Source organism: Simiduia sp., assembly GCF_058345725.1.
In genome coordinates this window covers 1-23,362 of record NZ_JBTUOC010000099.1, presented here as the reverse complement: position 1 = coordinate 23,362, position 23,362 = coordinate 1, and the positions used below count along the sequence as shown (strand labels likewise).

General features: G+C 55.0%; 27 protein-coding genes. 6 read left to right on the top strand and 21 right to left on the bottom strand.

Translation table 11 applies throughout. The features are described 5' to 3' along the window. The first annotated feature begins 381 nt into the window (after positions 1-381). Complete coding sequence (locus ACW8F6_RS18120) at positions 382-1,149, top strand: hypothetical protein (RefSeq protein WP_491577299.1); 768 nt, start codon at positions 382-384, stop codon at positions 1,147-1,149. Between the two features lie 122 nt (positions 1,150-1,271). On the opposite strand, the gene ACW8F6_RS18115 is transcribed toward ACW8F6_RS18120, so the two are convergent. From ACW8F6_RS18115 to msrB, 3 genes are read right to left on the bottom strand one after another with little or no spacing between them, the layout of a single operon-like run. Next, positions 1,272-1,997, bottom strand: a complete 726-nt coding sequence (locus ACW8F6_RS18115; RefSeq protein WP_491577298.1) for a DUF1499 domain-containing protein — start codon at positions 1,995-1,997, stop codon at positions 1,272-1,274. A 23-nt stretch (positions 1,998-2,020) separates the two neighbouring features. Further along, on the bottom strand, positions 2,021-2,692 hold the full coding sequence (locus tag ACW8F6_RS18110) for a DNA-3-methyladenine glycosylase I (protein ID WP_491577297.1): 672 nt from the start codon (positions 2,690-2,692) through the stop codon (positions 2,021-2,023). A gap of 5 nt (positions 2,693-2,697) precedes the next feature. Further along, positions 2,698-3,093 (bottom strand): peptide-methionine (R)-S-oxide reductase MsrB, encoded by a 396-nt coding sequence (msrB, locus tag ACW8F6_RS18105; RefSeq protein WP_491577296.1) that lies wholly within the window; start codon positions 3,091-3,093, stop codon positions 2,698-2,700. 87 nt (positions 3,094-3,180) lie between these two features. Here msrB and ACW8F6_RS18100 point away from each other — a divergent pair, with 87 nt between their 5' ends. Both ACW8F6_RS18100 and ACW8F6_RS18095 read left to right on the top strand, forming a co-directional pair. Beyond that, entirely contained in the window at positions 3,181-4,398 is a 1,218-nt protein-coding gene (locus ACW8F6_RS18100; RefSeq protein WP_491577295.1) for a pyridoxal phosphate-dependent aminotransferase, read from the top strand. After that, positions 4,398-4,862 (top strand): hypothetical protein, encoded by a 465-nt coding sequence (locus ACW8F6_RS18095; protein WP_491577294.1) that lies wholly within the window; start codon positions 4,398-4,400, stop codon positions 4,860-4,862. The genes ACW8F6_RS18100 and ACW8F6_RS18095 overlap by 1 nt, the downstream gene beginning before the upstream one ends. Before the next feature lie 21 nt (positions 4,863-4,883). On the opposite strand, the gene ACW8F6_RS18090 is transcribed toward ACW8F6_RS18095, so the two are convergent. Genes ACW8F6_RS18090 through ACW8F6_RS18075 form a run of 4 tightly spaced genes read right to left on the bottom strand, consistent with a single transcriptional unit; the run spans position 4,884 to position 9,120 of the window. Beyond that, entirely contained in the window at positions 4,884-5,849 is a 966-nt protein-coding gene (locus tag ACW8F6_RS18090) for a class I SAM-dependent methyltransferase (RefSeq protein ID WP_491577293.1), read from the bottom strand. Then, positions 5,842-7,026, bottom strand: coding sequence for an ATP-NAD kinase family protein (locus ACW8F6_RS18085; protein WP_491577292.1), 1,185 nt, complete (start codon positions 7,024-7,026; stop codon positions 5,842-5,844). Before ACW8F6_RS18085 ends, ACW8F6_RS18090 begins: the two co-directional genes overlap by 8 nt. Further along, entirely contained in the window at positions 7,023-8,198 is a 1,176-nt protein-coding gene (locus ACW8F6_RS18080; protein WP_491577291.1) for a 4-phosphoerythronate dehydrogenase, read from the bottom strand. Before ACW8F6_RS18080 ends, ACW8F6_RS18085 begins: the two co-directional genes overlap by 4 nt. Beyond that, entirely contained in the window at positions 8,188-9,120 is a 933-nt protein-coding gene (locus ACW8F6_RS18075; protein ID WP_491577290.1) for a 5'-3' exonuclease, read from the bottom strand. Before ACW8F6_RS18075 ends, ACW8F6_RS18080 begins: the two co-directional genes overlap by 11 nt. A 302-nt stretch (positions 9,121-9,422) precedes the next feature. Here ACW8F6_RS18075 and ACW8F6_RS18070 point away from each other — a divergent pair, with 302 nt between their 5' ends. Then, complete coding sequence (locus ACW8F6_RS18070; protein WP_491577289.1) at positions 9,423-10,121, top strand: hypothetical protein; 699 nt, start codon at positions 9,423-9,425, stop codon at positions 10,119-10,121. On the opposite strand, the gene tusA is transcribed toward ACW8F6_RS18070, so the two are convergent. Further along, positions 10,122-10,373, bottom strand: coding sequence for a sulfurtransferase TusA (tusA, locus tag ACW8F6_RS18065; protein ID WP_491577288.1), 252 nt, complete (start codon positions 10,371-10,373; stop codon positions 10,122-10,124). Between the two features lie 85 nt (positions 10,374-10,458). Between tusA and ACW8F6_RS18060 the strand changes: the two genes are divergently transcribed. Then, positions 10,459-10,740 carry an antibiotic biosynthesis monooxygenase family protein gene (locus ACW8F6_RS18060; RefSeq protein WP_491577287.1) on the top strand — a complete coding sequence of 94 codons (282 nt, stop codon included), beginning with the start codon at positions 10,459-10,461 and terminating at the stop codon, positions 10,738-10,740. Here ACW8F6_RS18060 and rlmM read toward each other — a convergent pair whose 3' ends face one another. The 4 genes from rlmM to ACW8F6_RS18040 all read right to left on the bottom strand — a co-directional run bounded on the left by rlmM (position 10,741) and on the right by ACW8F6_RS18040 (position 13,610). Then, the gene (rlmM, locus tag ACW8F6_RS18055) at positions 10,741-11,793 is read right to left on the bottom strand and encodes a 23S rRNA (cytidine(2498)-2'-O)-methyltransferase RlmM (RefSeq protein WP_491577286.1); all 1,053 of its coding nucleotides are present in this window, start codon (positions 11,791-11,793) and stop codon (positions 10,741-10,743) included. It lies immediately after the preceding gene. A 16-nt stretch (positions 11,794-11,809) separates the two neighbouring features. Continuing rightward, on the bottom strand, positions 11,810-12,475 hold the full coding sequence (locus ACW8F6_RS18050) for an alpha/beta family hydrolase (protein WP_491577285.1): 666 nt from the start codon (positions 12,473-12,475) through the stop codon (positions 11,810-11,812). Between the two features lie 65 nt (positions 12,476-12,540). Next, a complete protein-coding gene (locus ACW8F6_RS18045; RefSeq protein WP_491577284.1) occupies positions 12,541-12,798 on the bottom strand; it encodes a YheU family protein in 258 nt (85 codons plus the stop codon). Between the two features lie 5 nt (positions 12,799-12,803). Next, entirely contained in the window at positions 12,804-13,610 is an 807-nt protein-coding gene (locus ACW8F6_RS18040) for a class I SAM-dependent methyltransferase (protein ID WP_491577283.1), read from the bottom strand. A gap of 126 nt (positions 13,611-13,736) precedes the next feature. Between ACW8F6_RS18040 and ACW8F6_RS18035 the strand changes: the two genes are divergently transcribed. Beyond that, complete coding sequence (locus tag ACW8F6_RS18035; protein ID WP_491577282.1) at positions 13,737-14,276, top strand: glycine cleavage system transcriptional repressor; 540 nt, start codon at positions 13,737-13,739, stop codon at positions 14,274-14,276. A 29-nt stretch (positions 14,277-14,305) separates the two neighbouring features. On the opposite strand, the gene ACW8F6_RS18030 is transcribed toward ACW8F6_RS18035, so the two are convergent. The 9 genes from ACW8F6_RS18030 to ACW8F6_RS17990 form a co-directional block, all read right to left on the bottom strand. Further along, complete coding sequence (locus ACW8F6_RS18030) at positions 14,306-17,965, bottom strand: LamG-like jellyroll fold domain-containing protein (RefSeq protein ID WP_491577281.1); 3,660 nt, start codon at positions 17,963-17,965, stop codon at positions 14,306-14,308. Continuing rightward, positions 17,962-18,429 (bottom strand): MSHA biogenesis protein MshP, encoded by a 468-nt coding sequence (locus tag ACW8F6_RS18025; RefSeq protein ID WP_491577280.1) that lies wholly within the window; start codon positions 18,427-18,429, stop codon positions 17,962-17,964. Before ACW8F6_RS18025 ends, ACW8F6_RS18030 begins: the two co-directional genes overlap by 4 nt. Continuing rightward, on the bottom strand, positions 18,419-19,198 hold the full coding sequence (locus tag ACW8F6_RS18020) for a PulJ/GspJ family protein (protein WP_491577279.1): 780 nt from the start codon (positions 19,196-19,198) through the stop codon (positions 18,419-18,421). The genes ACW8F6_RS18025 and ACW8F6_RS18020 overlap by 11 nt, the downstream gene beginning before the upstream one ends. Next, positions 19,198-19,689: a type IV pilus modification PilV family protein gene (locus ACW8F6_RS18015; RefSeq protein WP_491577278.1), complete on the bottom strand. Its 492-nt coding sequence runs from the start codon at positions 19,687-19,689 to the stop codon at positions 19,198-19,200. Before ACW8F6_RS18015 ends, ACW8F6_RS18020 begins: the two co-directional genes overlap by 1 nt. Then, positions 19,679-20,080 carry a prepilin-type N-terminal cleavage/methylation domain-containing protein gene (locus ACW8F6_RS18010; protein WP_491577277.1) on the bottom strand — a complete coding sequence of 134 codons (402 nt, stop codon included), beginning with the start codon at positions 20,078-20,080 and terminating at the stop codon, positions 19,679-19,681. Before ACW8F6_RS18010 ends, ACW8F6_RS18015 begins: the two co-directional genes overlap by 11 nt. Before the next feature lie 53 nt (positions 20,081-20,133). After that, positions 20,134-20,535, bottom strand: a complete 402-nt coding sequence (locus ACW8F6_RS18005; protein WP_491577276.1) for a type II secretion system protein — start codon at positions 20,533-20,535, stop codon at positions 20,134-20,136. Between the two features lie 260 nt (positions 20,536-20,795). Continuing rightward, positions 20,796-21,335 (bottom strand): hypothetical protein, encoded by a 540-nt coding sequence (locus tag ACW8F6_RS18000; RefSeq protein ID WP_491577275.1) that lies wholly within the window; start codon positions 21,333-21,335, stop codon positions 20,796-20,798. After that, a complete protein-coding gene (locus ACW8F6_RS17995) occupies positions 21,332-22,555 on the bottom strand; it encodes a type II secretion system F family protein (RefSeq protein WP_491577274.1) in 1,224 nt (407 codons plus the stop codon). Before ACW8F6_RS17995 ends, ACW8F6_RS18000 begins: the two co-directional genes overlap by 4 nt. After that, on the bottom strand, positions 22,555-23,362 hold an 808-nt coding region (locus ACW8F6_RS17990; protein ID WP_491577273.1), incomplete at its 5' end, for a GspE/PulE family protein. The genes ACW8F6_RS17990 and ACW8F6_RS17995, both read right to left, overlap by 1 nt.

Genomic DNA, 23,362 nt, shown 5'->3' with positions numbered 1-23,362 from the left:
CCGCCGTGAAAGGGCGGTGTCCTAGGCCTCTAGACGAAGGGGACCCGGACCTTCATCAGCAGTTGCACCGCCGTTGAAGTGGGGCGCATTCTAAGTAGCCACGCTACCCCTGTCAACACCTTTGTGTTCTTTTTTACACTTGCCGAAACAATGACTTACAGCCGTCGAAGCCGAATGGCCGGCCCCGTCTATCCCCCCTGCTCCCAGCCCGTCTGGAACCGCCGTGCAGGGCTTGCGAGCGCGCACTGGCACAGATATTGTGTGCCGAATAGAACAAAGGCCTATACTTCCTAAAAGCGCCTTAAATAAAACGTGCAAAGCCAACAAGACGCTGGCATCGCACACTCACCTATAACAAGCCAGAGGCCGCACTTAGACCTTATGTCTGCTATTTATATCGTTGCCATTATTATCGGTGTTTTAGGCGCTGCCATTTGCTACGTGTTTATCACTCAGTCCATTGAGAAAAAACGCAAGCAAAACCAGCGCCGGATCTTCGCGCTCAAAAAGCGCGCCAAGGTCTTCCGCTACATCCTAAGCGGCTTCCCACCTAATTTTCTCACCCGCGAAATCACCATGTTGGTTCAACGCTGCCTGACGGAAGTCTTGCAACAACTCGCTCAACTGGAACCGAAAGATAAGGGCCACATAGAAGAACTGGCCTTAGTGGCAGGCCAGATGCAAGCCACACAACAGCGCGCCGATAGCGGCAAGCGCCCTACCCTGCAAAGCGCACAACAGGTCAAAGACGTAAAAGAGCATTTGCAGGAGCTGTATAAATTCTTGATGCATTTGCAGCGGCGCGGCACCATTAAACGCGCAGAGGCCGATGACTTTGGCGATCAAATCAAGCAACTGGTATTGCAAATCTCTGTGGACGCCTATGTGTTACAGGCAAAGCAAGCCAAACAGGCAGAAAAACCAAAATTGGCCATTCACTACTTTACCCTGGCAAAGAAGCTAATCGAGCGCGACGAAAGCGGCAACTACACAGCCCAGAAGCACAAGCTTGAGAAGATAATTGCACAGCTGGAGGCCGCCACAGACGAGCCCAAGCCCGCACCCAAGGCTACCGGAGAGATCGCGGACGAGTGGAATGAGGTAGCAGAAACGGAAAGCTGGAAGAAAAAAAATATTTACGACGAGTAAACCCTGGATTCCAACCAATGGCCATTCAATAAGTGGCGCTTATTGCGCGCCACTACCCTGTTATGCCACCAGCGCATTGGGGCCTAGCGCCCAATGACTCATCGCCCCAAAATGCCAGAACTCTAGCCTTGCTGCAGGGCCGACAAGAAACGCTGAATCCGCTTGGCATTTGCACCCAGATCGCTGCGTCCGACCCTGGACACCGAACGCAAATCTACCCTGGTGCCCCCTGCTGTTGGCTGAATCCGAATCACCACATCGTCTTTAAAGCCAAAAAAGGTGGTTTCCTCGTACGCCTCGATGGTCATTGCTTCAGCGTCAGCAGCAATCAACGTCCAGCCCAGCGCCTCCACCGTGGCCAGCGCGCGCTGGTACACCGCCTCTGGACTCGCCTCGAGCACCAGCGGTTTCAAGTCTTTGTAGTAAGCGCGCTGCAGCTCGCGCACCGATGCATCTGGCACATCTAAACTGTTGTGGCTGTCATCGCGCAGTCCATAGGCCGCGTTAAAAACAGGCGGCTGAGCCAAGTCTGTGGTGATGTTGTGAATCTGCGGTACGGATAGCCCAGGACCAATCAAGGCAAAAATAGCGGCTATGGGCACAATTCCCAACCACAACGCAGTTTTAGCAGCAGGCTTCTGTACCTGCCATTTACGCCACCAGATTACTGCGCTGGCCAGCACGACCAGCGCCGTGACTAACATCAAGCCCTGGAACGCATAAACAAAGGTCATAAACGCTGGCCGAAACGCCAGCAATGCCAATTTGTTCGCCAACATACCCGCCAACATGGCGCCTAGCAACACACACTGCAATACCAACAACCAACTCATCCAAGGCTTGGCCATGGTGTTCTCCTCTAAAGTGAAAATTAATCAAAAACCGTTAACGACAGCGTGCGACTAATGTGCGCCAACGGCTTGCCACTCTCGCGCTGCCACTGGTTAAACGCCGCCTGGGCCGCCTGCAAGTCGCGTTTGGCAGTGGGTTGCTTAGTGACAATTCCATCACGCTTTAATGCTGCCACCACATCGTCTGTAAGAATAAATGTGTCCTTGCCAACCATTCGCAAAAACCTGGCGCCTGAGTGGCCACCAAGCTGGTTGCCGTGATTCTTTAGGTAAGCCCACAACCCAACAATATCGTCGGAGGGCCAATTGGCAATAAATTGACCAAAGCTGCCGTGTTCGCGCGCCACGTCGTTGATAAACATGGCGTTGGCGCGCACTGAGCGTATCTTCCCTAAATGGCGAATAATGTCCGGGTTAGTGGCCAGACGCTCCAGTTGTTCGTCGGACATCAACTGAATTTTTTCGGGCGCAAAGCCCCAAAAGGCCTGTTCAAAGGCCGGCCATTTGGCATCCACCATGGCGTGCTTAAGCCCGGCCCGAAACACCCTGCGCGCCATGAGCGATAAATAGCGATCGTCGGGCAATTCGCGCAATGTTTGGTCATCGGCCACGGCCGGCATCAGCGCCTGTACGGCTTTGACACCGCCCTTGTGGGTTTCGGCGATGGCATTGATTTCGGCAAAACTACGCATAAGGCTTAATCTTGTTCGTGCTGAATCGAGGCCGAGTTGATGCAGTATCGCTCGCCGGTTGGCGCCGGCCCGTCGGCAAATACGTGCCCCAAATGACAGCCACACTGGCGACAGGTGACTTCAGTACGCACCATGCCATGACTGGTGTCCATCACCTCTTTGATGGCGGACTTCGCTAGAGGCGCGTAAAAACTGGGCCAGCCGCAGCCGGCATCGAATTTGGTGTCGGCGTCAAAAAGTGCCGCGCCACAGCACTTACACAGGTAGGTACCTGGCCGGCTCTCATTCCAATAACGGCCGGTAAACGCCCGCTCGGTGCCCTTTTCACGGCAAATACGGTACTCCTCAGCCGTTAGTTTGTCGCGCCACAGGTCATCGTTATTTTCGCGTTCATCTGCCATAATCGCTCCCCTTACACAATAAGTGCGATTGTAACGCACACAATTAGCTATTTTATTTCACAGAATTGTACGGGCAGTCTACTGCATATGGACCACATCTATAAATCCAACAAACTCCACGGCGTGTGTTACGAAATTCGCGGCCCGGTACTGGAGCACGCACACCGGCTGGAAGAAGAAGGCCACCGCATCTTAAAATTGAACATCGGCAACCCTGCCCCTTTTGGCTTTGAGGCACCCGATGAAATCATCTTGGATGTGATCTATAACCTGCGCAATGCCCAGGGCTATACAGAGTCAAAGGGCTTGTTTGCCGCCCGCAAGGCCATTATGCAGGAATGCCAGACGCTAAACATTCCCAATGTGGATATTGACGATATCTACCTCGGCAACGGAGTGTCGGAATTGATTGTGATGGCGATGCAGGCGCTGCTGAATAACGGCGATGAAATACTGGTGCCGGCCCCAGACTACCCGCTGTGGACCGCAGCCGTAAAGCTGGGCGGCGGCAACCCTGTACATTATTTGTGCGATGAAGGCGCCGACTGGTACCCAGACCTGGACGATATTCGGGCGAAGATCACCGATAAAACCCGCGGCATAGTTATCATCAACCCCAACAACCCCACGGGTACTGTCTACAGCCAGGCGCTGCTGGAAGACCTGGTTAAACTCGCAACCGAGCACAAACTAATCATTTTTGCCGACGAAATCTACAGTAAAATTCTTTACGACCAGTCGGAATTTATTCCGCTCGGGCGCCTGGTGGAAGACGTTTTATGCCTGAGTTTTAACGGCCTGTCTAAAAACTACCGGCTGGCTGGATTTCGCGCCGGCTGGATGGTGCTCAACGGCGCAAAGCACAAGGCCAAGGGCTATATTGAAGGCTTAAATATGTTGGCCTCCATGCGACTGTGCGCCAATGTGCCGGCCATGTTTGCCATACAAACCGCCCTGGGCGGCTATCAGAGTATCAAAGAGCTAGTGGCGCCCGGCGGCCGCCTGTACGAGCAGCGCGAAGCCGCATATCAGGCGCTCTCGCAAATCCCCGGCGTCAGTTGCGTAAAGCCTAAGGGCGCGCTGTACATGTTCCCCAAAATCGACCTCAACCATCACGCTATCAAAGACGATCAGCAGATGGTGCTGGATTTTCTCTTGCAGGAAAAAATTCTGATTGTGCAGGGCACGGCCTTCAACTGGCCCACACCGGACCATTTCCGTGTGGTATTTTTACCCCGCGAAGATGAAATCACTAACGCACTGACGCGCTTTGGTAAATTTATTGGACGGTACAGCCAGGACTAATGAGCGACATTCACATAGACGACTTCTACAAAGACAGCGGCTTAATACTTAGCCAGCTGTTTGCGTTTTTCCCCAGGCCCTGCGCGGTGTATGTGGAAGACATCGCCGGTCCCGATACGCCCGACGATTTCGGCCTGCACAGCCAGCGCCACATGGCGGCCTTCAGCGCCATGCTCTGGCTGGCCAGCGCAGGCTACCTGACCTACCAGGATACGGTGCGTCAGGAGGCCATCGATCAGGCCGTACTCAGCCACAAAGGCTTTACCCTGCTCTCGGCACTGTGTGAAGAACCCGCCAGCGTCGCGCTACTGCAAGCGCCACACGAAGAGACTCAGCTGCCTCCTAGCCTCGTGCAGGAACGCTTTTCCAACGTCAATGTGATGCGCCACCTCCTAAAGCACGGTACCTCTGGTGACATCCGCCAATTTATGCTGTACCTATTGAACAGCGCCCGGCACCACTAGCCGGGCGACTGCCCATCCCCGCTACTCCACTGTCGCTGGCGGATAGCGAAAATGCAGCAGTTTAAGCGCGCGCTCGGGCTCTCGATCGGGAAAATCAGGGTGGGAAGCGACGCGCCCAAGATAGGTTGCCGCCGGACATTCACGGCTAAAAACCGCCAGCAAGAAGCGCGAATCCAACTCGGGCGCGTTCAGGCAGGCCAGCACATCACCGCCGCCGGGTAATAACTCAGGGAGCCGGCGCACTAATTTGCCATAGTCTTTTTCCGCCACAAAACTGCCCCGCTGAAAGCTCGGTGGGTCCAGAATCACAATGTCGTAGGGGCCCGGTCTGCGAATGCGGCTCCAGGATTTTAAAATGTTTTCCGCCAAAAACTTAACGCCGTCGAGCGGTAAATTGTTCATGCGGTGGTTGTCCCTACCGCGCGCCAGGGCCGAGCGACTCATGTCCACATTCACCACTTTCGCGGCACCAGCGGCCACCGCCACCACCGAGAAAGCGCAAGTATAGGCAAACAAATTGAGCACTCGCTTACCGGTGCACAGGGAAGCCAGCCAGGCCCGACCCGGCTCCATATCCAAAAAATACCCCATATTTTGATGATCGCCGGGGCTCAATGAAAATTGCAAAGCACCGCGGCGGGCAACCACGTCACCACCTGCCTGACGCTTAAGCCATTGCGCAGGAACCTCTACCTGATAGCGATGTTGAATCATCACGGCGCCGGCCTCGACGAACAGCGGGTGCGCTTGTAATCGCCGCTCGAAGGCCGCCAACCACTGGGGGGGCGGCGCTTGATAAAGGGTAATCAATAGCAGCGGATCAAACCAATCCACAGTGACAAATGCCAGCCCCTCAAAGTAATGGCCCCGGCCGTGAAACAACCGCCGGCTGTCGCTGGGGCGCGGCTGTGCCGCTAGCTGCACCGCAAACTGATCGAAGGCATCGCTCAGCGGCTGAAGTAAACTGTCGGGCAGTTGATCAACCATGGGGATGCACCTCCGGCGACAAGCCGTTGTCCAGCGGATATAACACCGCATCGCGATAGCCTGTAATCACCCGCACATAACCTTGCCATTGTTGATCGAGCACCGCGTCGTTAGAGTCCATCAACAGTGGCCGTCCCCCTAAGGCTTCTAATTTCGTTTTAGTGGCCACCAATAATAGATTTTCTCGCCCAATGTGTTTCAACAGAGCCGGGCGCAATTGCTGATTGCCCCGCCCCAAAATATGCCCCTGCCCACCAATGGCCGTCAGCACCAATTTTACGGGCCCAGCATGGGCGAAAACTCGCGCTTCCAGTTCCGCAGCATCGACATCGGCTGCCAATAGTGTTTTATCCAATACCAGATCAACGCCCAACAGAGTCGCCGAGAGGCCCAAGGCTTCGGTAATGGCAAAGGTAGTGGAGCCGGGCGCAAAAATGTATAGGGTATCGGGTGTCATCGTCTCGATAAGGTCCGCCGCAATGTCGTCCAGCACCAGGTCTTCCACTTCGCGGCCACCCGACTTAACGGCCTGCACATAGCGCGGCTCTGCCGGCACCAAGAGTTCACCGTAATAGCGCGACTGCACCCGCCCTGCCCGGAAAGCGTCTTCGTCGATATCGCGCACCTCCTGGAAATCCAGCGACACCAACTGGCCCGACATTAACTGTTTGATTAATGCCGCGGCGGCTTCGGGGGCGATGGCATAGACGCCCGAGTGCATTTTTACACCGCTGGGAATACCCAGTACCGGTTGCCGCTCGCTCACAGCTTGAACCATATTGCGCGCAGTGCCGTCGCCGCCCACAAAAACAATCAGATCGCAGCCGGCACTTTCACAGGCCTTCGCAGCCGCGATGGTATCGGCCGCTTCCGATGGTTGGTTGGCAGCCGTCCCCAACAGCGCGACCGGCAACCCCGCCGCGCGCGCCACTGTCTCGCCCATTTCACCGGCAAAACACAAAACCTCCAGGGGCAGCCCAACCAGCTGCGCCAACACCCGCGCGGCACGCTCGGGCGCGCGCAGTGCCCCCCCTTGTGCTAGAACTTGGGTGCGCAACTCGGCGCCGTCGCTGCCCTTTAAACCCGCCGGGCCGCCCAAGCCGGCGTAACTGTTCACCACCAGTCCCAAGCGAAACGGCCGAGACAAGGGTTGAAATTGCAGGTTGCCAGCGCTCATTGCTCGCCCCCTGCTCCGGTTAGGGAAAAGCCGAGGGCCGCCAACATAGTGCTTGCCGCAGGACTCAAATCACCATTGACCGATGGCGTAGGACAAAAGCGAAACTCGCGGCGCTCTGGATAGTCTTTACGCAAGGCGTCAAAGCCCCGCTCAAGCGCCATGCGATTGGGCGCCTGTGCCACCATTGCGCGCAGCCGTTGATCATCGCCGACCAAATCGTAGGCCTGCGTAATCACGCGACGCACCTGTTGCCAGTCGGTATCGCTGAGGCTGGCGAGGCCTGCCGGCACCAAATCGGCAATCGCGTTCGCCGCGCTACTTTCCTCATACGGGCGCTGCCACTGCCGGCACAGCGCTGCGTAGATCATTTGTGTACCCGTTACTTTGCCATCGTAGGAATAGCCTGCAATATGCGGCGTACCCAATTTCACCGCTGCCAGCAATGCAGGCTCAAGCCAGGGTTCAAATTCCCACACGTCTTGTACTAACTGCACATCGGGGCGCTTGCGACAAAATTGCAGTAACATCTCGTTGTCTATTACCGCTCCTCGGCCGGCATTAATGAGTACCGCATCTTGCGGCAGTCGCGCCAGCAACGCCTCGGTGATCATGTGCCACGTGGGATGGCTGCCCTCTCGTGTCAGGGGCGCATGCAAACACACTATCTGCGCATCAAACACAGATTCTAAACTGACCAGTTGTGGCAAGGCATTCGCGTCCAAAAATGGATCGTGGCCGGCCACCTGTGCACCCAGTGATGACAGGCGGCGATAAAGCGCACCGCCGACATTGCCGCAGCCCACAATGCCCACCTTTTTACCCTGCCAATTGCAATTTAAAACCGCCAATGCAGTTAGCACATACTCAACCACCGAGTTTGCATTGCAGCCCGGCGCGTTGGCATAGGCAATGCCCTGCGCGGTCAACCACGCGGTGTCTAGATGATCTGTGCCGATGGTGCAAGTACCCACGAACTCTACGCCGCTACCTGCTAACAGCGATTGATCGACGCGCGTTACCGAGCGCACCACCAAGGCGCGCGCAGTGCGTACATCTGCTGCAGACAACTGGCGCCCCGAAAAGCGCTCCACTTGGCCAAGCTGACCAAAAAACACTTCGGCTTGCGGTACATTTTCGTCCACCAAAATGCGCGCCTTGGAATTAGGTGCCATAATTTTTCGCCTGTAAGTTAACGAGCCGCTGCAGTTTCTTCTGCAAGCCACCCAAACCCAACTGAATTAAAAGCGCTGAGGCCTGCGCCATATCAATGGGCGCGGGTTTAAGTTCGTCGGCGTGTTGTACAAGCGACTCAGAGGTGACGATTGTGGCCAGCTGTTGCGCGACGGCAATTTGCGCGGCGTGCTCTTTGAGCTTGTCGGCCATTTGCTTTGCGCCTCTAAAAGGCATTTGGGCAATTGCCGCCGGCGCGGTCATCAGCGCATTGAGTTGTGCGCCACTCGCCAAGAGCTGAGCGGCGGTTTTTTTACCCACACCCGGCACGCCGGGTATATCGTCACTGGTGTCGCCCACCAGCGCAAGATAGTCCACCATTTGCTCCGGCCAAACACCAAATTTTGCAAAAATGTCTTCGCGAAACAGTCGAACGTCGGCGGCATAGTCCCAGAGATAATCCTGAGGACGCTGCAATAGTTGTCCCAAATCTTTATCGCGGCTGAGAATCGCCACAGGGGCGTCGTCTGCCTGCAAAGTGCGCAGTAAACATCCGATGAGGTCGTCCGCTTCGTATTCTTCGCTGGCAAAACTGGCCAAACCAAAAGCGCGGCACACCTCATTGCACGCTCGCAATTGAAAGGCCAGGGCCTCATCGGGTAGCGCACGGCTCATTTTGTAATCCGGGTAAAGCCTGTGTCGAAACCCGGTTTCCAGGCTCTCATCGAAACACACACCTACGATGGCTGGCTGCTGCAATAACACATCCAATAAAAAGTTGGCAAACCCATAGACCGCTTCGGTATCGCAGCCATCCTGGCTCTGCCAATTGGGCGGCAGTGAGAAATAGGCACGGAAGATATAAATAGAGGCGTCCACCAACCAGCGTTCTGCCGCCGGCTTAGACTTTTTAGCTATAACCATGGAATTTCAAGCGTAGAATGGAGACCGCAGGTGCCCTGCAACCCAGCGCCACCCACCAACCTGTCTTAAAAATGGCCAAGATGTGTGTCTTTAACCCAAATCCGGCCCACTAAACCCCAACCCTTTGCATGGTTATACAAAGTTGGAATAACGCAAGTATGGCTGAATCATAACTACTTGTGTAGCCAGGATTGAACGATTACCGTATTTGAAGGTGCACAAGGGCACCTCGCACTGATTCGCCGGGTTTGCGCACTTTTGGCCCCGGCTCTCACGCTGTCGCCGACTCAGGAGGTGGTTTTATGAGCTTCTCGTCTGACCGTCCCAATGCCAATGTCATTGACCTATTCACCGGCAAACCCCTACTCGAAGCGCAAAGAGAGCGCATTATCCGCATTTCACCGGAATTAGACGGCCTGGAGATGCTCTACGCCAACGACTCCGATAAAAACAAACTGTTTAGCCTGAAAATACTTTGCTGGGCCCTGCGCGAAAATGGCGAAGTGGTTGGGCTGGTGCCCTGGCTGAACAAAATTGTGGCCTGCCCCGATATCGACGACCCCTTAAATGGAAAATTTGAAGGCTACTACGACCCAGGTGTTGAGGATCTGTTTTTCGACGCCCCCATTCACAAAGTGGTCGAGCTGGAATCTGCAGCCGAGTATTACGAGAGCAGCGCCGACAGCCCCGACGCCATCGTGCAGGAAATTCCCGATACCATCGGCACCCACGCCGTACTGTCTGAGCGCGGCTCGCACAGTATGACGCTATCGGAAGTGGTCAGTTGGCGGCTGCATTTTGACGGCAGCCTGAGCGGCATGTTGGTCGATCCAGAAAAAGTGGCGAGCACACCGGTACTGCCGGGCGACGATTGCCTTTTTGCCGCCGAGGAGTGCCATAGCTTTCGCTATTACTTCCAACATCAGATCGCCAATAAGATTAAGTCGCAAGATCCGGAAGCCATTGCCGCCATATCAGCGCTGGTAGACGAAGGCGGCTAATCAGGCTTTCACTAATAAATAGAGATAGCGCCCAGCCTCTGTAACTTGGGCCTCCAACTGGTGGCCCAGAAACTGGCAGAATTTCGGGATATCGCGCTCGGTGGATGGATCTGTGGCAATCACCAGCACGCGTTCGCCAGCGGCGGCTTGGCGCATCACATTGTGCAACATCATTACGGGTTCTGGACAAAACAACCCGCTGGCGTCGAGCTGGTGCTGCGCGCGGTTTTTAAGTTCGGCTAGCTGATCCACAGAATCCCCATTCACACCTTAGAATACTTGATATTTCATGTTAGGCACCGGTACATTGGGTGCTTTTACGATTAAAGAGCCCGCTATGATACACGTTTTAATCGAGCGCCTGATTGCCGATGACATGGAAGAAACCTACGAGCAAGCCGCACGCTCAACCCTCCACCAGGCTTTTTCAGCACCCGGTTTTATCCGTGGCGAATCCTTCGCCGATATTGAAAACCCTATGCACCGGTTTGTACTGTGTAAATTCCGCACTGCCCGCGATTGGCACCAGTGGGCCGAAAGCGAGGCACGCCACCATATGATGAACTTGATCGGCCCCACCCTGGCAGAGCCTGAAAAAGTCACCCTGCTCGAAAACTGATCAATAGCGCCGCGCCATCACCGTGATCTCTTCACGGTCGTGGTACAGCTGGCGCGCGCGCAAGCTGATTGGCCGGCCCGCTGCTTCACAGTCACTTTGCAATCGCGCTAAAAGCTTTTGCACCTCTTGATAGCGCTGTTTCATGGGCAACTTCATATTAAAAATTGCCTGCTGGCAGAAACCCTCGCAAAACCAACGCGACACCATAGCCGTGACGCGCGCGGGTTTATCGACAATGTCACAGACCAACCAATCCACCGGCTTGCGGGGTTCAAATTGAAATCCGTCGGCCTGGTGGTGGGTTACCTGCCCAGTTTCCATAAGCGCTGGCTGCATGGGGCCGTTATCGACGGCCTCCACAAACATTCCACGCTGCACCAATAGCCAAGTCCAGCCACCCGGTGCCGCGCCCAGATCCACTGCCCGCTGACTGCCGCGCAGCTGTTGGTCCCATTCGTCGCGGGGAATGAATTGATGCCAGGCCTCCTCCAGTTTTAATGTGGCGCGACTGGGCGATTCCTTGGGCAACTTGAGCCGAGGAATACCCATAGGCCAGGGAGCTCGGTTATTTAACGGGCTAACGCCCACAAAGGCTGCGTCGGTTTGCGTAAATAAAATATGCAAGCAAAAACCCGATTTCGCGCGCAACAATTGCTGTTTTTCCAAGCTGCGGGCCAGGGGTGTCGCAAATTTCTTCGCCAGACCCGAGAGTTCCTTACCGTCGTTGGTATCGACGGTTTCCATGGCCCACTCGCGGCACAGCGGCAGGCCGCGCACGGCATTCAGAATCGGGGTCAATCGATCGTCAACGGGAAGGTTTGTCAGTATCTCGCCACAGGCAAACCACTGCCGACAAAAAATCAGCCGGGCGAATTCCAGCTGTTGAATTAGTGCCAGCGCACCTTCAGGCGACGGCGTAACAAAGACGACAAACGCCGTGTTCGGCTTGGCCTTGGCATAGCCATAGACGCCCAGCTCACCGGCCAAATCGCTAATTTCAGCGGCGCACTCGCCTTCAAACCCGCCCCGGCAGTGCAAAAAAAGTTGATTCATGAAAGTACTCTGTCTGCTAGTGCGCAGCGGATCTGGGTATTGCCAGCGCCCGCTGTGCATGAATAAAGTCGACCGTTGCCGCCACCGCGCGCGCCAGGTGCTCATCCTGCGTATAGCCTGAGGCCTTGCGAGGCTTCAGATCGTGGTCGCCGTCCTCAAGCCAACACCATTGCACGGCAGTGTCTATGGTCTGCTGAGCAAAGCTTGCTCGATCGCCCAACTTGTCCCGCGTGCCCTGCACAATCAATAGCGGTAACTGGCGTTCCTGGAGTGGCGCCAACCGCAGCGACGCCGGTTTACCCACTGGGTGCAGCGGGTAGCCGTACACTATCGCACCGCTAATTTCCGCCATGCAAAGCGAGGCCGCTGCCCGCCCGCCCATAGATTTACCGGCAACGAATAACGGCAGGCCAGGCTCAAACCAGGCCACAACCTGCGCCTCATAGGCCGCCACTATCTGGGCAAAGGGACTCGGGGGCCGCCGCTTGCCCGTGCGCCGCCGCTCGGCCATGTAGGGAAACTCAAACCGTATGACTGCAATCTGCTGCTGGCACAAGGCCTGGGCCATGTGGGTCATAAAGTCGCTGTCCATGGGCGCGCCCGCACCGTGGGCAAACAGTAGACGCGCAACGGGCTGCGCCGGACGGTCAATCAGGCAGCTTGCCTTCAACGGATCTGACATTCTCGTTTCCAAAAAAAGAGGGGCATTATAGCCCCTCTCGCGATTGATACCTAAGGCCCTGTGCGCTAGTCCTCAGGGCGATAGTTTTCCATCGCCTGCAGCCGTTCGCGATACGCTTGTTGCGTCATCAGATTGGCCTGTTCCTGACCAACGTCGTACACAATCAACACCTGCTTGCGACTAAGCTGTGCGCGTAGCTGGCTTACCTTGTCGGCCAAGCTGACCTCCTCAGTACCGTAATCTGTGCCATCGCGGGTGGCAAATTCTTCCAGCAACCCCTGCAGTGTTTCAGCGGGAAGCTGTTCGGGCGGAATGACTATCATCTGCGCTACTCTGGCTTGCGAAAACGCAGTGTCATGCGGTCGCTTTCACCAATGGCCAGGTATTTGTCTCTGTCCTCGTCCTGCAGTGCCAGCGACGGGGGCAGCGTCCACACGCCCTTGGGATGATCTTTGGTGTCTTTCGGGTTGGCATTGATTTCACTGCGGGCGTCCAAGACAAAGCCTGCCTTCTCCGCCAGGCGGATCACCTCGGCCTCGGTCACGTAGCCAGACACCTTCATGGCATCCAGGCTGGTGCCGGGCTTGGCGCGATGCTCGACCACACCCAGCACGCCGCCTTTTTTCAACAATTGAAAAAATGCCGCAAAGGCCTGCTCGCCATATCCGGCTTTGATCCAATTATGTACATTGCGGAAGGTCAATACCCTGTCGGCCTCGCCCAATGGGCCCGCTGCTGTAGGTTGATCGGCAATAAACTCGGTGACCTTCACCTTGCCATACACCTCAGGGTTGGCGGCCAATTTCTCCAAAAAGCCCTGGCGCGAGCGCTGGTAGTAGCCCACGTCTGACTTGGCGGGAAAGTGAGCAGCAAACAAGCGACCCTGCGCATTAAGGTAGGGCGCCAAAATTTCGGTATACCAGCCGCCGCCGGGGGAGATTTCTATCACGGTGTCTGTGGCTTGCAGGCCAAAGAATTGCAGCGTTTCTACGGGATGACGCGCGCCGTCGCGAGCGCTGAACGCCTCTGAGCGGTGCTCGCCTTGAAGTACTGCGGGCAGGTCGGCCGCCCAGCAGACACTGGCGCTGGCCCACGCCAGCAGAGCTATACAGATCGTGCGAAGTCGTGTGTGCATTTTTTGCCTCGTTGCTTAGGGTTTGTCGGGAGGGCCACAGTAAACCCCCTTCATTGGCACAAGTCAAAGCCCTGTAATGTCATTCAGCTTAGGGTAAACTCGGGCTATCAGCTTGAGGAAATTCACATGAAACAGCACTTGATTGTAACCGTCATTGCCAAAGACCGGCCGGGTGTCGTCGAAACTTTAGCGGCTGTTGTTTGCGAGCACGACGGCAATTGGGAAGAAAGTCGCATGGTCAACCTATGTGGCAAATTCAGCGGTCTCATATTGGTCACCTTGGACGACAGCAAAATAGATGCCCTGAAAGCCGATCTCGCCAAATTGGCCGACAAGGGCATACGGACATTAATCGACATTGCCGAACAGTTTGATACGCCCGAAAGCTACCGGGAAATTCGCTTTAATCTGGTGGGCAATGACCGGCCTGGTATCGTAAGGGAGGTGGCCCAGGCACTGGCGGCACGCAATATCAATGTCGAGGAACTGGCCACCGATTACTCCAGCATGCCCTGGTCGGGCGAGCCGCTGTTTGAAGCCAATGGCATTTTGCAGATTCCACTGGAAAGCGACATTGACGAGCTCGCCGATAAGCTCGATCAAATTGCCGACGAGCTTGCCGTGGATATCGAGTTGGAAATCCCGGAGCCCACCGTCACCCACTGAGACGGCCAGACGGGTTTACATATTGCCACTTACTGCAGACGCTCGCGCCAGAATATGACGCGGTCGTGACCGCGGTAATTTTCAAAATTAACGGTAAACTGCGGCAGTGCCGCGTCGCTAAAGTTACCGTCGGCATCCCAGTCAAAGCGCAGGTGGGGATAATTGGTTAAGTTCACCGATACCGGATAGCTCACCGTTGCGCCGCTGGCCCCGTACGCCACCCCCGCATAACCCTGACAAAAACCTATGGCCGTCGCCGTCATACAGGTCTGGCTGCCCACTGGATCGGCAAAATTAAACACCGAGCTAACGCCGCCGGCAGTCACCGTCACCGTTTGTGCCGCTGCATTCACGCTGGTGGTCGCACCTGGAAAACTGATTTGACTGAGGGCCAGCTGCGTACAGCTGTCTTGAGCGTTGCGCACAAACTGCGCGCCATTGTAATACTCCGTTTGCCAGAACATGGGAATATCGGCCGACTCAGGCCCAAAGGCATCTTTGGCTCGCAGTCGACCGTAGCGTTGCAATGACTGGCCTAAATAGCTGTGATCGTCGCTGCTGTCGCCATTCACGTCCAAATTCAATGCCGAAGGAGACAACTCGGCACCGTCTGCATCGCGCACCCAGACCCCCAATTCCAAATTGGCCACCGGACCATCGGGCACTCCGCTGGATTGTCGCGTAAACGCTATGGGATCTACCTGAATACTGCCCTGCCCGTCCAACCAGTTCACCGTGTTGGTGATCCCCGCCAGACGGCTACTCAAGTCCGCAGACAGGCCCCGCGCGCCGTAATTCAAGCTACCCAGGCCGCCACCCAATTTGGCGTAGGCGCCCTCGTAGTTGGCGGTAATTGAGGGCGTGGCGCGCCCGTTCAAGGCGAGCAATGTATAGTTCGCACTGAATGCCTGTTCCATATAGCTAAAACTGCCACAGGCCTCGGTGAGGGCTGCCCCCATAAGCGAGAAGGCCGCCGGATAAAACCGTCCTACATAGTCTGAACCCAGGATTTTTGCCGTGCGCGCCGCGCCCATGGCCAGGTAATCGCCGTCTAGAACCCGGCTGTTGAGTTCAATGGCGCCCACTTCGCCGTAATAGATGTTGCCCGAGGTTGCCACACCGCCAGAAAAACCGGAGACAGTTCGACCGTCGCCGGACGAGGCGCCGTTGCCCAAACCGGGATCAGCACCTCCAACCGGCGAGACTAAGACTGCACTCAGCTGCACGCTTTCGGGCGGCACTTCGCGTCCAAAAGCTGGCGCTACACCATTATTGGCTAAATTGGCGCCAGTGGAGGCATTGCCGTCTGCATGTCCATCGGCAATGCCATCGTCATTGGCATCGTCGCTGGCCGACCAAAGTACCGCTCGCACCGTGACGGCAAAGTTTTGTCCGGCGGGCAGGTAGGCGGGCCCTGAGGCATTCACTCCGCCCGGATTTGCCGCCGCACTAATGTCCAGCGCAAAGGGACGCACTGTCTGCAATCCGGAGTCCCCCAGTATGGGCTGATCAGAGAAGCTACCGGAGGCGTCTTTAAACTGGGTGGTGAACTTACCCACATCGCGGGTAATGAGTTCAAAGTCAGCCACACCGGCCACAAAGGGGAAGCTCACATTCGGGCTTCCAGGTTCTGTATCGGGCAAAGTGAACACACCGCTGGCTGTGCGCAGCTGCGGTGCCAGCCCCGCTGGGTCCTGACCATTGCGCTGCACCCAGGCTTTAATTTGCGCCACCTGATACAAAGTCGCTGCGCCACAACTGCCAGTGCTTGGATCGCGGCGCAGCATACTCACGCGGTAGTCGTGATCGCGGCCCGCCACTATGTCGGCCGCGAGGCTGTCGGTATTTTGCACAGCAAAAGCGTTTTCTGAAAACCGTAACGTGGCACTGGTAGAGCTAACACCCGCACTGGTATCCCTAACGGTAATGGTTAGCTGTTCTGCGTGCTGATTACTTAAAAACAATGCGATTGAACCGCCATCGCCACTGCCGGCAAAACTGTAACTGGCGCTGCCACTATCACTGGCGCCGGGCGTCACGGTATTCACGGGCGGGTCCGAGCTGGGTGCACCGCCGTTGGTGGCAGACCAATCGCCATTGCCTCGACTGGTGGAAATCGCCACGGTGCCGCTGTAATTGGTCATCAATGCGCCGCTGGTATCGCGCGCGGTTATGGTTATCTCTTTTGGGGCACAGACACTGCCCGTACCGCCGCCTACCCCAATGTCAAAGCTGCCCACCGCTGCCACAGTAATACACGGGTGCGTTCGCGCCATTAACTGCGTAATTTGGCCGGCCGTGAGGGCCGTATCAAAAATCACCACTTCGTCCAGGCGCCCAGCAAAATTACGAGAGTTAAAATTAAGGTCAGTACCAATCAATAGCGGATCATTATTGAGTGTCATATTGCCGTTGTAATTGGTGCGCGCCCGCTCAACCCCGTTCACATAAATAATTTGCTCGCCCACCGCATAGGTAATAGCCACATGGTGCCAGGTGTTAAGCGCCAAGCTGTAGCTGGAGGTCGTTAACGAGCGTGCGCCACCGCCCCACCACCAAAATATTTGCCGATTATTGTTCAGGTGGAACTCAAAATTCTCATCCTTGGATACGATCGTGTGCAGACCCCCACCGGAGGGGGCGCTCGTGGGATATACCCAAACCCCAACAGTAAGCGCCGAGGGCAAATCCAGCAGACTATTGTCCTCAATTCGCAGGTGGCCCGAGTTCCCGCCGTTAAAAATACCGTAGCGACAACTACCGGGGTCGCCAGTAATTGCAGGGGATAGGTTGCTACTAGTCGGATAGCCGGAGCCGTAGTAGATGGCGCGACCATTGAGACTGTTCGGGCCAGAGTCAGTGACTTCGCCCGACGCGCCTGTCCAATTGGGATTTTCTAAACTGTATTCAACCACCGGTGTAGGTAGTGGCGGTACCCCCACACAGAAACTTGAAAAATCTGTATTATTTACCGCACTCTGCAAGTAGGTCACAAAACTCGCACTGTTCATTCTGACATCTTGCTTGGCGGTAATTGCGCCATGAATATGCGCTTGATTGCTTAAAACAATATCGCGTTCTGCATAAAGCACGCCGTACACGGTACTGGGCGAGCCCAAGCTAAATGATCTATCAGAATGCATAAATATATTGCGTGCAGCGCTATTTGTTCCTATTTCAGCTTGTGATGACAAGGTGAAATCACGTCTAAACCACAAGCGCGCCGTCCCGTCGCTTTGTAATCTAATGGCGCTTTTAAACCCCATAGTGGAGTCATCTCTAAAGGTATAATCCCCAGGGCTTAGCAACAGTACTGACTCGGTGCCCATGGTGAGCGCGCCATAATTCCCGGGCGCTAAAGCCAGAGTTTGCCTATAACCAAGATTTACATCGGAGCCGTTCGGCGTTCCAATTGGCGTTCCCGTTGGAACCACATTGTTAGATTTAGTGCAAATAGTGCCGTTACAACTTAAATTGTTATACGTAGGCACTGACAGGTTGCGCGTATCCAGCACATTGTCTGGTGAACCTATGATTCGCGAACTGTCGCCAAGGGTAATGCTGCCGCCATTGTTACTGTTTGATACCGCATCCGGAAAAATCGCGGCGCAGAATTGAGCATTAGCTGCACGTGGAGTACCAAGCCAACTTAAGCAGATAAGTAAGAATACTAGCGCCCTGTACTTCATCGCATAAACGCCGAGACTTCCACCGAGCGCTGGGCGCCCACACTGACATCGCCGCAATCTGCGGCACTGGTAATAACATAGTAGCTGGTCACATTGCCGGGGTCTGTGGACAAACTGCAGCTCAGTTGTGTGTCGCAATTATTCAGACCACCCACACTGAAAGTCAGACTTTGCCCGTTAAGGCTATTGCATTGCATGTCTACCTGGCTGCGGGTCAAAGCCGCGCCGGTGTCGTAAAACAACTGATTCATACCCCACTGAGCCCCTGTGTCTGCCGCGTAAAATGCCTGAATCCCCACCATGGCCTGCACCGCACTGGTGGTGGACAGTGAAATATTACGCGCCATGGCCAATGCCATAGCCCCCATGGCCACAATGATAAAAATCGCCAGCGGCATCAAGAATCCGCCCTGTGCGGCTGCCATGGCTCGACTGAGTCGCACGCCTGTGACCTTAGGGTACATTGCGCAATTGCACCTGATGGTTAAGTGTCAAGGTTTCACCGTTGCGAGTAAGACCAAAATTAAAATGGACCAAGGTGTTGCGAGTTTCAGTTGCCGGTGAGAGACTAAAACTTGGACTACCTGTCACCACATCATCACTCACCAGCGCCGAACTACCTCCTGGATCTGAATCGGTAAGCGCGCCGGTAATCAATCCGTAATTACTGTAATGAATTATTTGTCCACTGGAGACGCAAAAACGCTCCGGATTGTCCATCACATACACGCGTTCATTAATTGAATTTCGCAAAAAACGGTGCGCATTGGTCAGCGTAATGCGGCTAATCGGCGATCCACTGGTACTCGCAATCGTTGCGCGTGCAGCTGTTGTACTACTGGTATAAATCTCTGCCGGCGCCATCGCACCCACAGATGCGTGTAGGGCACTGCCCATCGAAAGGTTAAACCCCGCCGTGTCAATTATCGCGGTCGCAGGCGCGCCATTATTGACATCGGGTAACTGACCAAAATAATTGCTGCCACCACTGAGCTGCATAAACTCAATACACTCGCCACTGGGACTTATGCGCACGGAATAAGGTAAGGCGATACGCAATTGACGAGCCAGGCGTTCAACCACCGCGCGGCTCCGGCTGACCAACGTATTGCGCTCGGCGGTCTGAGTATAAACTTCAAAGGTTCGCACCACGAAGCCACTGCCCATTGCCGCCAAAATGGCAAATACCACCAGGACCGTAATTAATTCTACTAAGGTAAATCCCCGGCTCATTAAAAATTCACCTTGTAACTGGACAACTGCAGCGTCTCGCCATTGGGCATGGCTACCTGTACGGTAATACGCCGCGCCTGTTGGGCGGGCAAGCCCAAGTCGCCGCCGGCGTTAGTGACTTGCGTTGTCAGCGTGTAACCTGTCAGCGGAGCATCTACCTGCCCATCAAAGTCGCCGACATCGTCATAGGCACCGTCGGGACTAATGCCGGCACAAGCCACAGCACCGGGCTCCGCAGAGCCACAGGCAGGGACACCACCGGTAGGCGTATTGGCATCGAACTTACGGGCCAAAACTTCATCGAGCTTGGCCTGCGCCAACTCGATGCCGGTGACTCTCACCATTGGGTCCACACTGTTAATCACCGATTGATTGAAAACCGACAACAACCCCACCAGGGCGACGCTGACCACCACGATAAACACGATGAGTTCGATCAGCGAAACACCTCGCTGCGCAGCTGGTTTTAGGTATGGGGTTTTAATTGGCATAGCCGGCTGCCGATACGGATACTGAGACGGTCTCTCCTCCTGCAGAGAGCTGAAAAACTGTCTCGCTAGTTTCGCCCAGACGGTTAAATGCCAACACTGTTGCCGGTGCCAGGGTGACGCCATTCCTAAGGGTCAGCGGATATTCAACAGCACCGCTGACAACAGCGCTGCCACCGACTTCTACCGACACGCTATTACTGGTAGTTACCAAGGTCACTGGTGCCGTTAGATCCATGGCTTTTTGCTGGGCAATGCGCAAAGACATTACCAGGTCGTCGCGGCTGCCCATCAAGGCAGCATCGCTGGCAGCAAAGAACCGGCTAGCCGCCGTGGCACTGATAATGCCCACCAAGAGAATCACCGCCACCAACTCGATAAGTGTAAAGCCCAACGCAAAATGCCGCCCAGGGGCGGCATTTAGTCTCCTGCCTTTACGCATTGCGATTAGGGAGCAGGAACGCTATGGATCTTCGCTGTTGCAGTTTGGCCACCACGAGTGACCGTGCAATCCGTCGTTTCGCCAGTAACAGTACCAATAGAAGCGGTACCGATGGTGTAACCGGTGGGCACGCCATCAGACAGCAAAGCGCCGACAGCAGCTGTACAGGTTGTACCGGCGGTCAACACATGCTTGTTGGTGGTACCCAATGCAGTGGTAGCCTGATAGGAGGCCAAGTTAAGCGCAGAGGCACTGGTAATTCCGCCGGCAACACCCTGAACACCGGCAGCTGCGGCTTCATCTTGCAAATTGATAAACCGGGGCACGGCAGTGGCTGCCAGAATACCCAAAATCACGATTACCGCAATTAGCTCAATCAGGGTGAAACCGGATTGCATTTTATTCATGGATGATCTCCGTTACATTCATACTCAGTATGGCCAAACTAAAAATTATAAGCCTGCTGTTTTTATTCCCAAAAACATCAAGCGCTTCACCTAAAGACCTTGCATGTGCCCTTAACGATAGCGGCATCTGTCGCATCTTGTAGCGCTACTCTGCTGTTGCTCTGTCCCTAAGCATAGTTGATTGCACCATTTATTCCATTTTCTTAAGAGTTTACCTTAGGTTTTCACTTTAAACGAGCGATGCCACAGGCATTTGACCTTTATGGATTACCGCTCAATATCAAAACACGCCCGTTTATCACATCGTAATCAAAGGCGTGTCGCACCTCCGAATAGTTGAATTGGGTGTAGCGACAAATTCGATCACCTACGCGCTGTACTTGCAACGCAGGCGTGGGGGTCAACTCGCCCTCCACCACTTTCAAGTCGCCAGGACTTTGCATAATAGCCAGCCACACCTGCGCGCACCCCTGTGCGGTCAAACCACTGTAATTTAGCGTACGGTCGGTGTGCGTGGGCCACCCGTACTTGTTAACGTAAATGGCGGTGCCCTCAAGGCGCACTGCCGCCGATTCGTTCGCCGTCGCCGGTTGATAGTTGGGGCCTTTGATCTGCCAAGCCAAATGCAAAAGCCCGACCGCCGAGGCAAACACCTGAGCCTGCGTCGCCAACGTAACGGCCCACGTCTGATCGATAACACGCGAAAAATAACGAAAGCCCGCGCCAGCCAAAAGGGCTACCACTAGCAGCACAATAGCGAATTCAAACAGGCCATGCTTGCCCGGCTCCCGATTGCTCATCGTTTTTGTACGTCGTACATGCTCCACATTGGCAAGAAAATACCCAATGCCAATATCAGCACAAACACGGCCATCACGACGATAAGAATAGGCTCAATTCGATCGCCAATCTTCTTGAGATCGTAATCCACTTCGCGCTCGTAAAAGGCGGCCATCTCCTCTAACAAGCTGTCTACCTGACCACTCTCCTCACCCACCGAAATCATTTGCATAACCAATGGACTAAACATCTGACTGGCTTGGTGAGTGCGCACCATAGAGTCGCCCCGCTCAATGCCCGAGCGTATTTTATGTATTTTTTCCGCTAGATAAGGGTTGTCAATCGCCTTGGCACACAGCTCTAACGCCTGAACGATGGGCACCCCGGATTTCAGCATCAGCGCAAAGGCCCGGCAATAACGCGCGACCGTGGCACGCTCCAAAATATCGCCAACAATGGGCAACCGCAACTTATAGCGACCCCACTTTAACGCGCCCACCTCTGTCTTTAGATATTGTTTGACGCCCACGATTACCACTGCCAACGCCACCAACATGTGCGGCCAATAGGTCACGAAAAAATCGGAAATCGCCAATAGTATGATCGTCGGCAGTGGCAGCTCGGCATCAAATTTTTTGAACATGTCGGCGAAAGCTGGGATAACCCAGATATTAATGGCCACCATGGCGGCCGCCAAGGCAATCATGACAAACATCGGGTAGCGCAACGCGGCCTTAACGGATTTTTGTGTTTCCAAATCTCGCTCGAGATAGAAACTCATTTGGTCAAAAACCTGCTCTAACTGACCGCTATTTTCACCCACCTGCACCATGGACAAGAACAAACTGCTGAAAATATCTTGGTGAAAGCGCATGGCGGTGGATAGATCAACACCGCTTTCGAGGCGAGTCACAATATCTTCCAAGGCCCGTTGGAAATGGCGGTGGCTCATAGATTTCGCCAAACCCTGTAAACCTTTCATGAGCGGAATGCCGGCGCGCGTAATGGTGTACATCTGCCGGCAGAACATCACCAGGTCTGCGGTTTCAACTTTTTTGCTGGCCAGACTCTCATTCAGCTGATCAAACCAGCTTTCAATTTGCGCCGCCTCTATCACTTGCAGTGGCGTGACGCCGCGCCCTACTAGCGCCGAGGCGATGGCGTCCGCAGAGGCCCCCTCTAAGATGCCAGATACCTTCGCCCCACTGGCATCCCGCCCGGTAAACTTGTACACCGGCATCAGTGAGTCTCTCCCTCAGACCGAATAGCCTCAGAGTCCTCACCGGGGATCAGTTGATCCTCTGGGCTTTCATCTTCCACCTGAGCAGACACCCGCATAACCTCTTCCAGTGTGGTAATTCCCTGCAGGGCAAATTCCAGTGCGCTAAACATGAGGGTCTTAAATTTGGGATCGCGGTGCACCACTTCATTGAAAGCGCGCACATTGTTATCGCGCAACGCATCGGCCATTGCGTTGTTTATTTCCAACAATTCAAACACGCCAATCCGACCGCGATACCCCGTATTAAAACAGTGAGGGCAACCACTGCCTTTTACCAATTTGGCCGATGACAAATTAAACCGACGCTGGCCGAGCGCAACCAACTGCCGCTCATTGGCATTTGGTTCATAGGGTCCAATGCAACTTTCACACACGCGTCGAACGAGCCGCTGCGCGACAATGGCCTTCACCGAGGCGGCTACCAGATAGGGATCGACCCCCATATCGATCAAGCGCAAGGCAGAAGATACTGCGTCGTTGGTATGCAAGGTAGATAACACCAGGTGACCGGTCATCGCTGCCCGGAGCGCTATTTCAGCCGAGCTGCTATCGCGGATTTCGCCCACCAACAAAATATCCGGGTCTTGCCGTAAAGTCGCCCTAAGTACCCGTTCAAAAGTCAGGCCAATTTTTTCGTGTAGCTGCACCTGGCTAATGCGAGGCAATTGAAATTCCACCGGATCTTCTACGGTAATGATCTTTTTGTCGGGGGTATTTAACTCGCCGAGCGCACCGTACAGCGTGGTGGTCTTGCCGCTACCAGTG

Excerpts from the sequence above, each read along its gene's own strand:
- ACW8F6_RS18120 (WP_491577299.1), top strand. The coding sequence starts at position 382 with ATGTCTGCTATTTATATCGTTGCCATTATTATCGGTGTTTTAGGCGCT.
- ACW8F6_RS18115 (WP_491577298.1), bottom strand. The coding sequence starts at position 1,997 with ATGGCCAAGCCTTGGATGAGTTGGTTGTTGGTATTGCAGTGTGTGTTG.
- ACW8F6_RS18110 (WP_491577297.1), bottom strand. The coding sequence starts at position 2,692 with ATGCGTAGTTTTGCCGAAATCAATGCCATCGCCGAAACCCACAAGGGC.
- msrB (WP_491577296.1), bottom strand. The coding sequence starts at position 3,093 with ATGGCAGATGAACGCGAAAATAACGATGACCTGTGGCGCGACAAACTA.
- ACW8F6_RS18100 (WP_491577295.1), top strand. The coding sequence starts at position 3,181 with ATGGACCACATCTATAAATCCAACAAACTCCACGGCGTGTGTTACGAA.
- ACW8F6_RS18095 (WP_491577294.1), top strand. The coding sequence starts at position 4,398 with ATGAGCGACATTCACATAGACGACTTCTACAAAGACAGCGGCTTAATA.
- ACW8F6_RS18090 (WP_491577293.1), bottom strand. The coding sequence starts at position 5,849 with ATGGTTGATCAACTGCCCGACAGTTTACTTCAGCCGCTGAGCGATGCC.
- ACW8F6_RS18085 (WP_491577292.1), bottom strand. The coding sequence starts at position 7,026 with ATGAGCGCTGGCAACCTGCAATTTCAACCCTTGTCTCGGCCGTTTCGC.
- ACW8F6_RS18080 (WP_491577291.1), bottom strand. The coding sequence starts at position 8,198 with ATGGCACCTAATTCCAAGGCGCGCATTTTGGTGGACGAAAATGTACCG.
- ACW8F6_RS18075 (WP_491577290.1), bottom strand. The coding sequence starts at position 9,120 with ATGGTTATAGCTAAAAAGTCTAAGCCGGCGGCAGAACGCTGGTTGGTG.
- ACW8F6_RS18070 (WP_491577289.1), top strand. The coding sequence starts at position 9,423 with ATGAGCTTCTCGTCTGACCGTCCCAATGCCAATGTCATTGACCTATTC.
- ACW8F6_RS18060 (WP_491577287.1), top strand. The coding sequence starts at position 10,459 with ATGATACACGTTTTAATCGAGCGCCTGATTGCCGATGACATGGAAGAA.
- rlmM (WP_491577286.1), bottom strand. The coding sequence starts at position 11,793 with ATGAATCAACTTTTTTTGCACTGCCGGGGCGGGTTTGAAGGCGAGTGC.
- ACW8F6_RS18050 (WP_491577285.1), bottom strand. The coding sequence starts at position 12,475 with ATGTCAGATCCGTTGAAGGCAAGCTGCCTGATTGACCGTCCGGCGCAG.
- ACW8F6_RS18045 (WP_491577284.1), bottom strand. The coding sequence starts at position 12,798 with ATGATAGTCATTCCGCCCGAACAGCTTCCCGCTGAAACACTGCAGGGG.
- ACW8F6_RS18040 (WP_491577283.1), bottom strand. The coding sequence starts at position 13,610 with ATGCACACACGACTTCGCACGATCTGTATAGCTCTGCTGGCGTGGGCC.
- ACW8F6_RS18035 (WP_491577282.1), top strand. The coding sequence starts at position 13,737 with ATGAAACAGCACTTGATTGTAACCGTCATTGCCAAAGACCGGCCGGGT.
- ACW8F6_RS18030 (WP_491577281.1), bottom strand. The coding sequence starts at position 17,965 with ATGAAGTACAGGGCGCTAGTATTCTTACTTATCTGCTTAAGTTGGCTT.
- ACW8F6_RS18025 (WP_491577280.1), bottom strand. The coding sequence starts at position 18,429 with ATGTACCCTAAGGTCACAGGCGTGCGACTCAGTCGAGCCATGGCAGCC.
- ACW8F6_RS18020 (WP_491577279.1), bottom strand. The coding sequence starts at position 19,198 with ATGAGCCGGGGATTTACCTTAGTAGAATTAATTACGGTCCTGGTGGTA.
- ACW8F6_RS18015 (WP_491577278.1), bottom strand. The coding sequence starts at position 19,689 with ATGCCAATTAAAACCCCATACCTAAAACCAGCTGCGCAGCGAGGTGTT.
- ACW8F6_RS18005 (WP_491577276.1), bottom strand. The coding sequence starts at position 20,535 with ATGAATAAAATGCAATCCGGTTTCACCCTGATTGAGCTAATTGCGGTA.
- ACW8F6_RS18000 (WP_491577275.1), bottom strand. The coding sequence starts at position 21,335 with ATGAGCAATCGGGAGCCGGGCAAGCATGGCCTGTTTGAATTCGCTATT.
- ACW8F6_RS17995 (WP_491577274.1), bottom strand. The coding sequence starts at position 22,555 with ATGCCGGTGTACAAGTTTACCGGGCGGGATGCCAGTGGGGCGAAGGTA.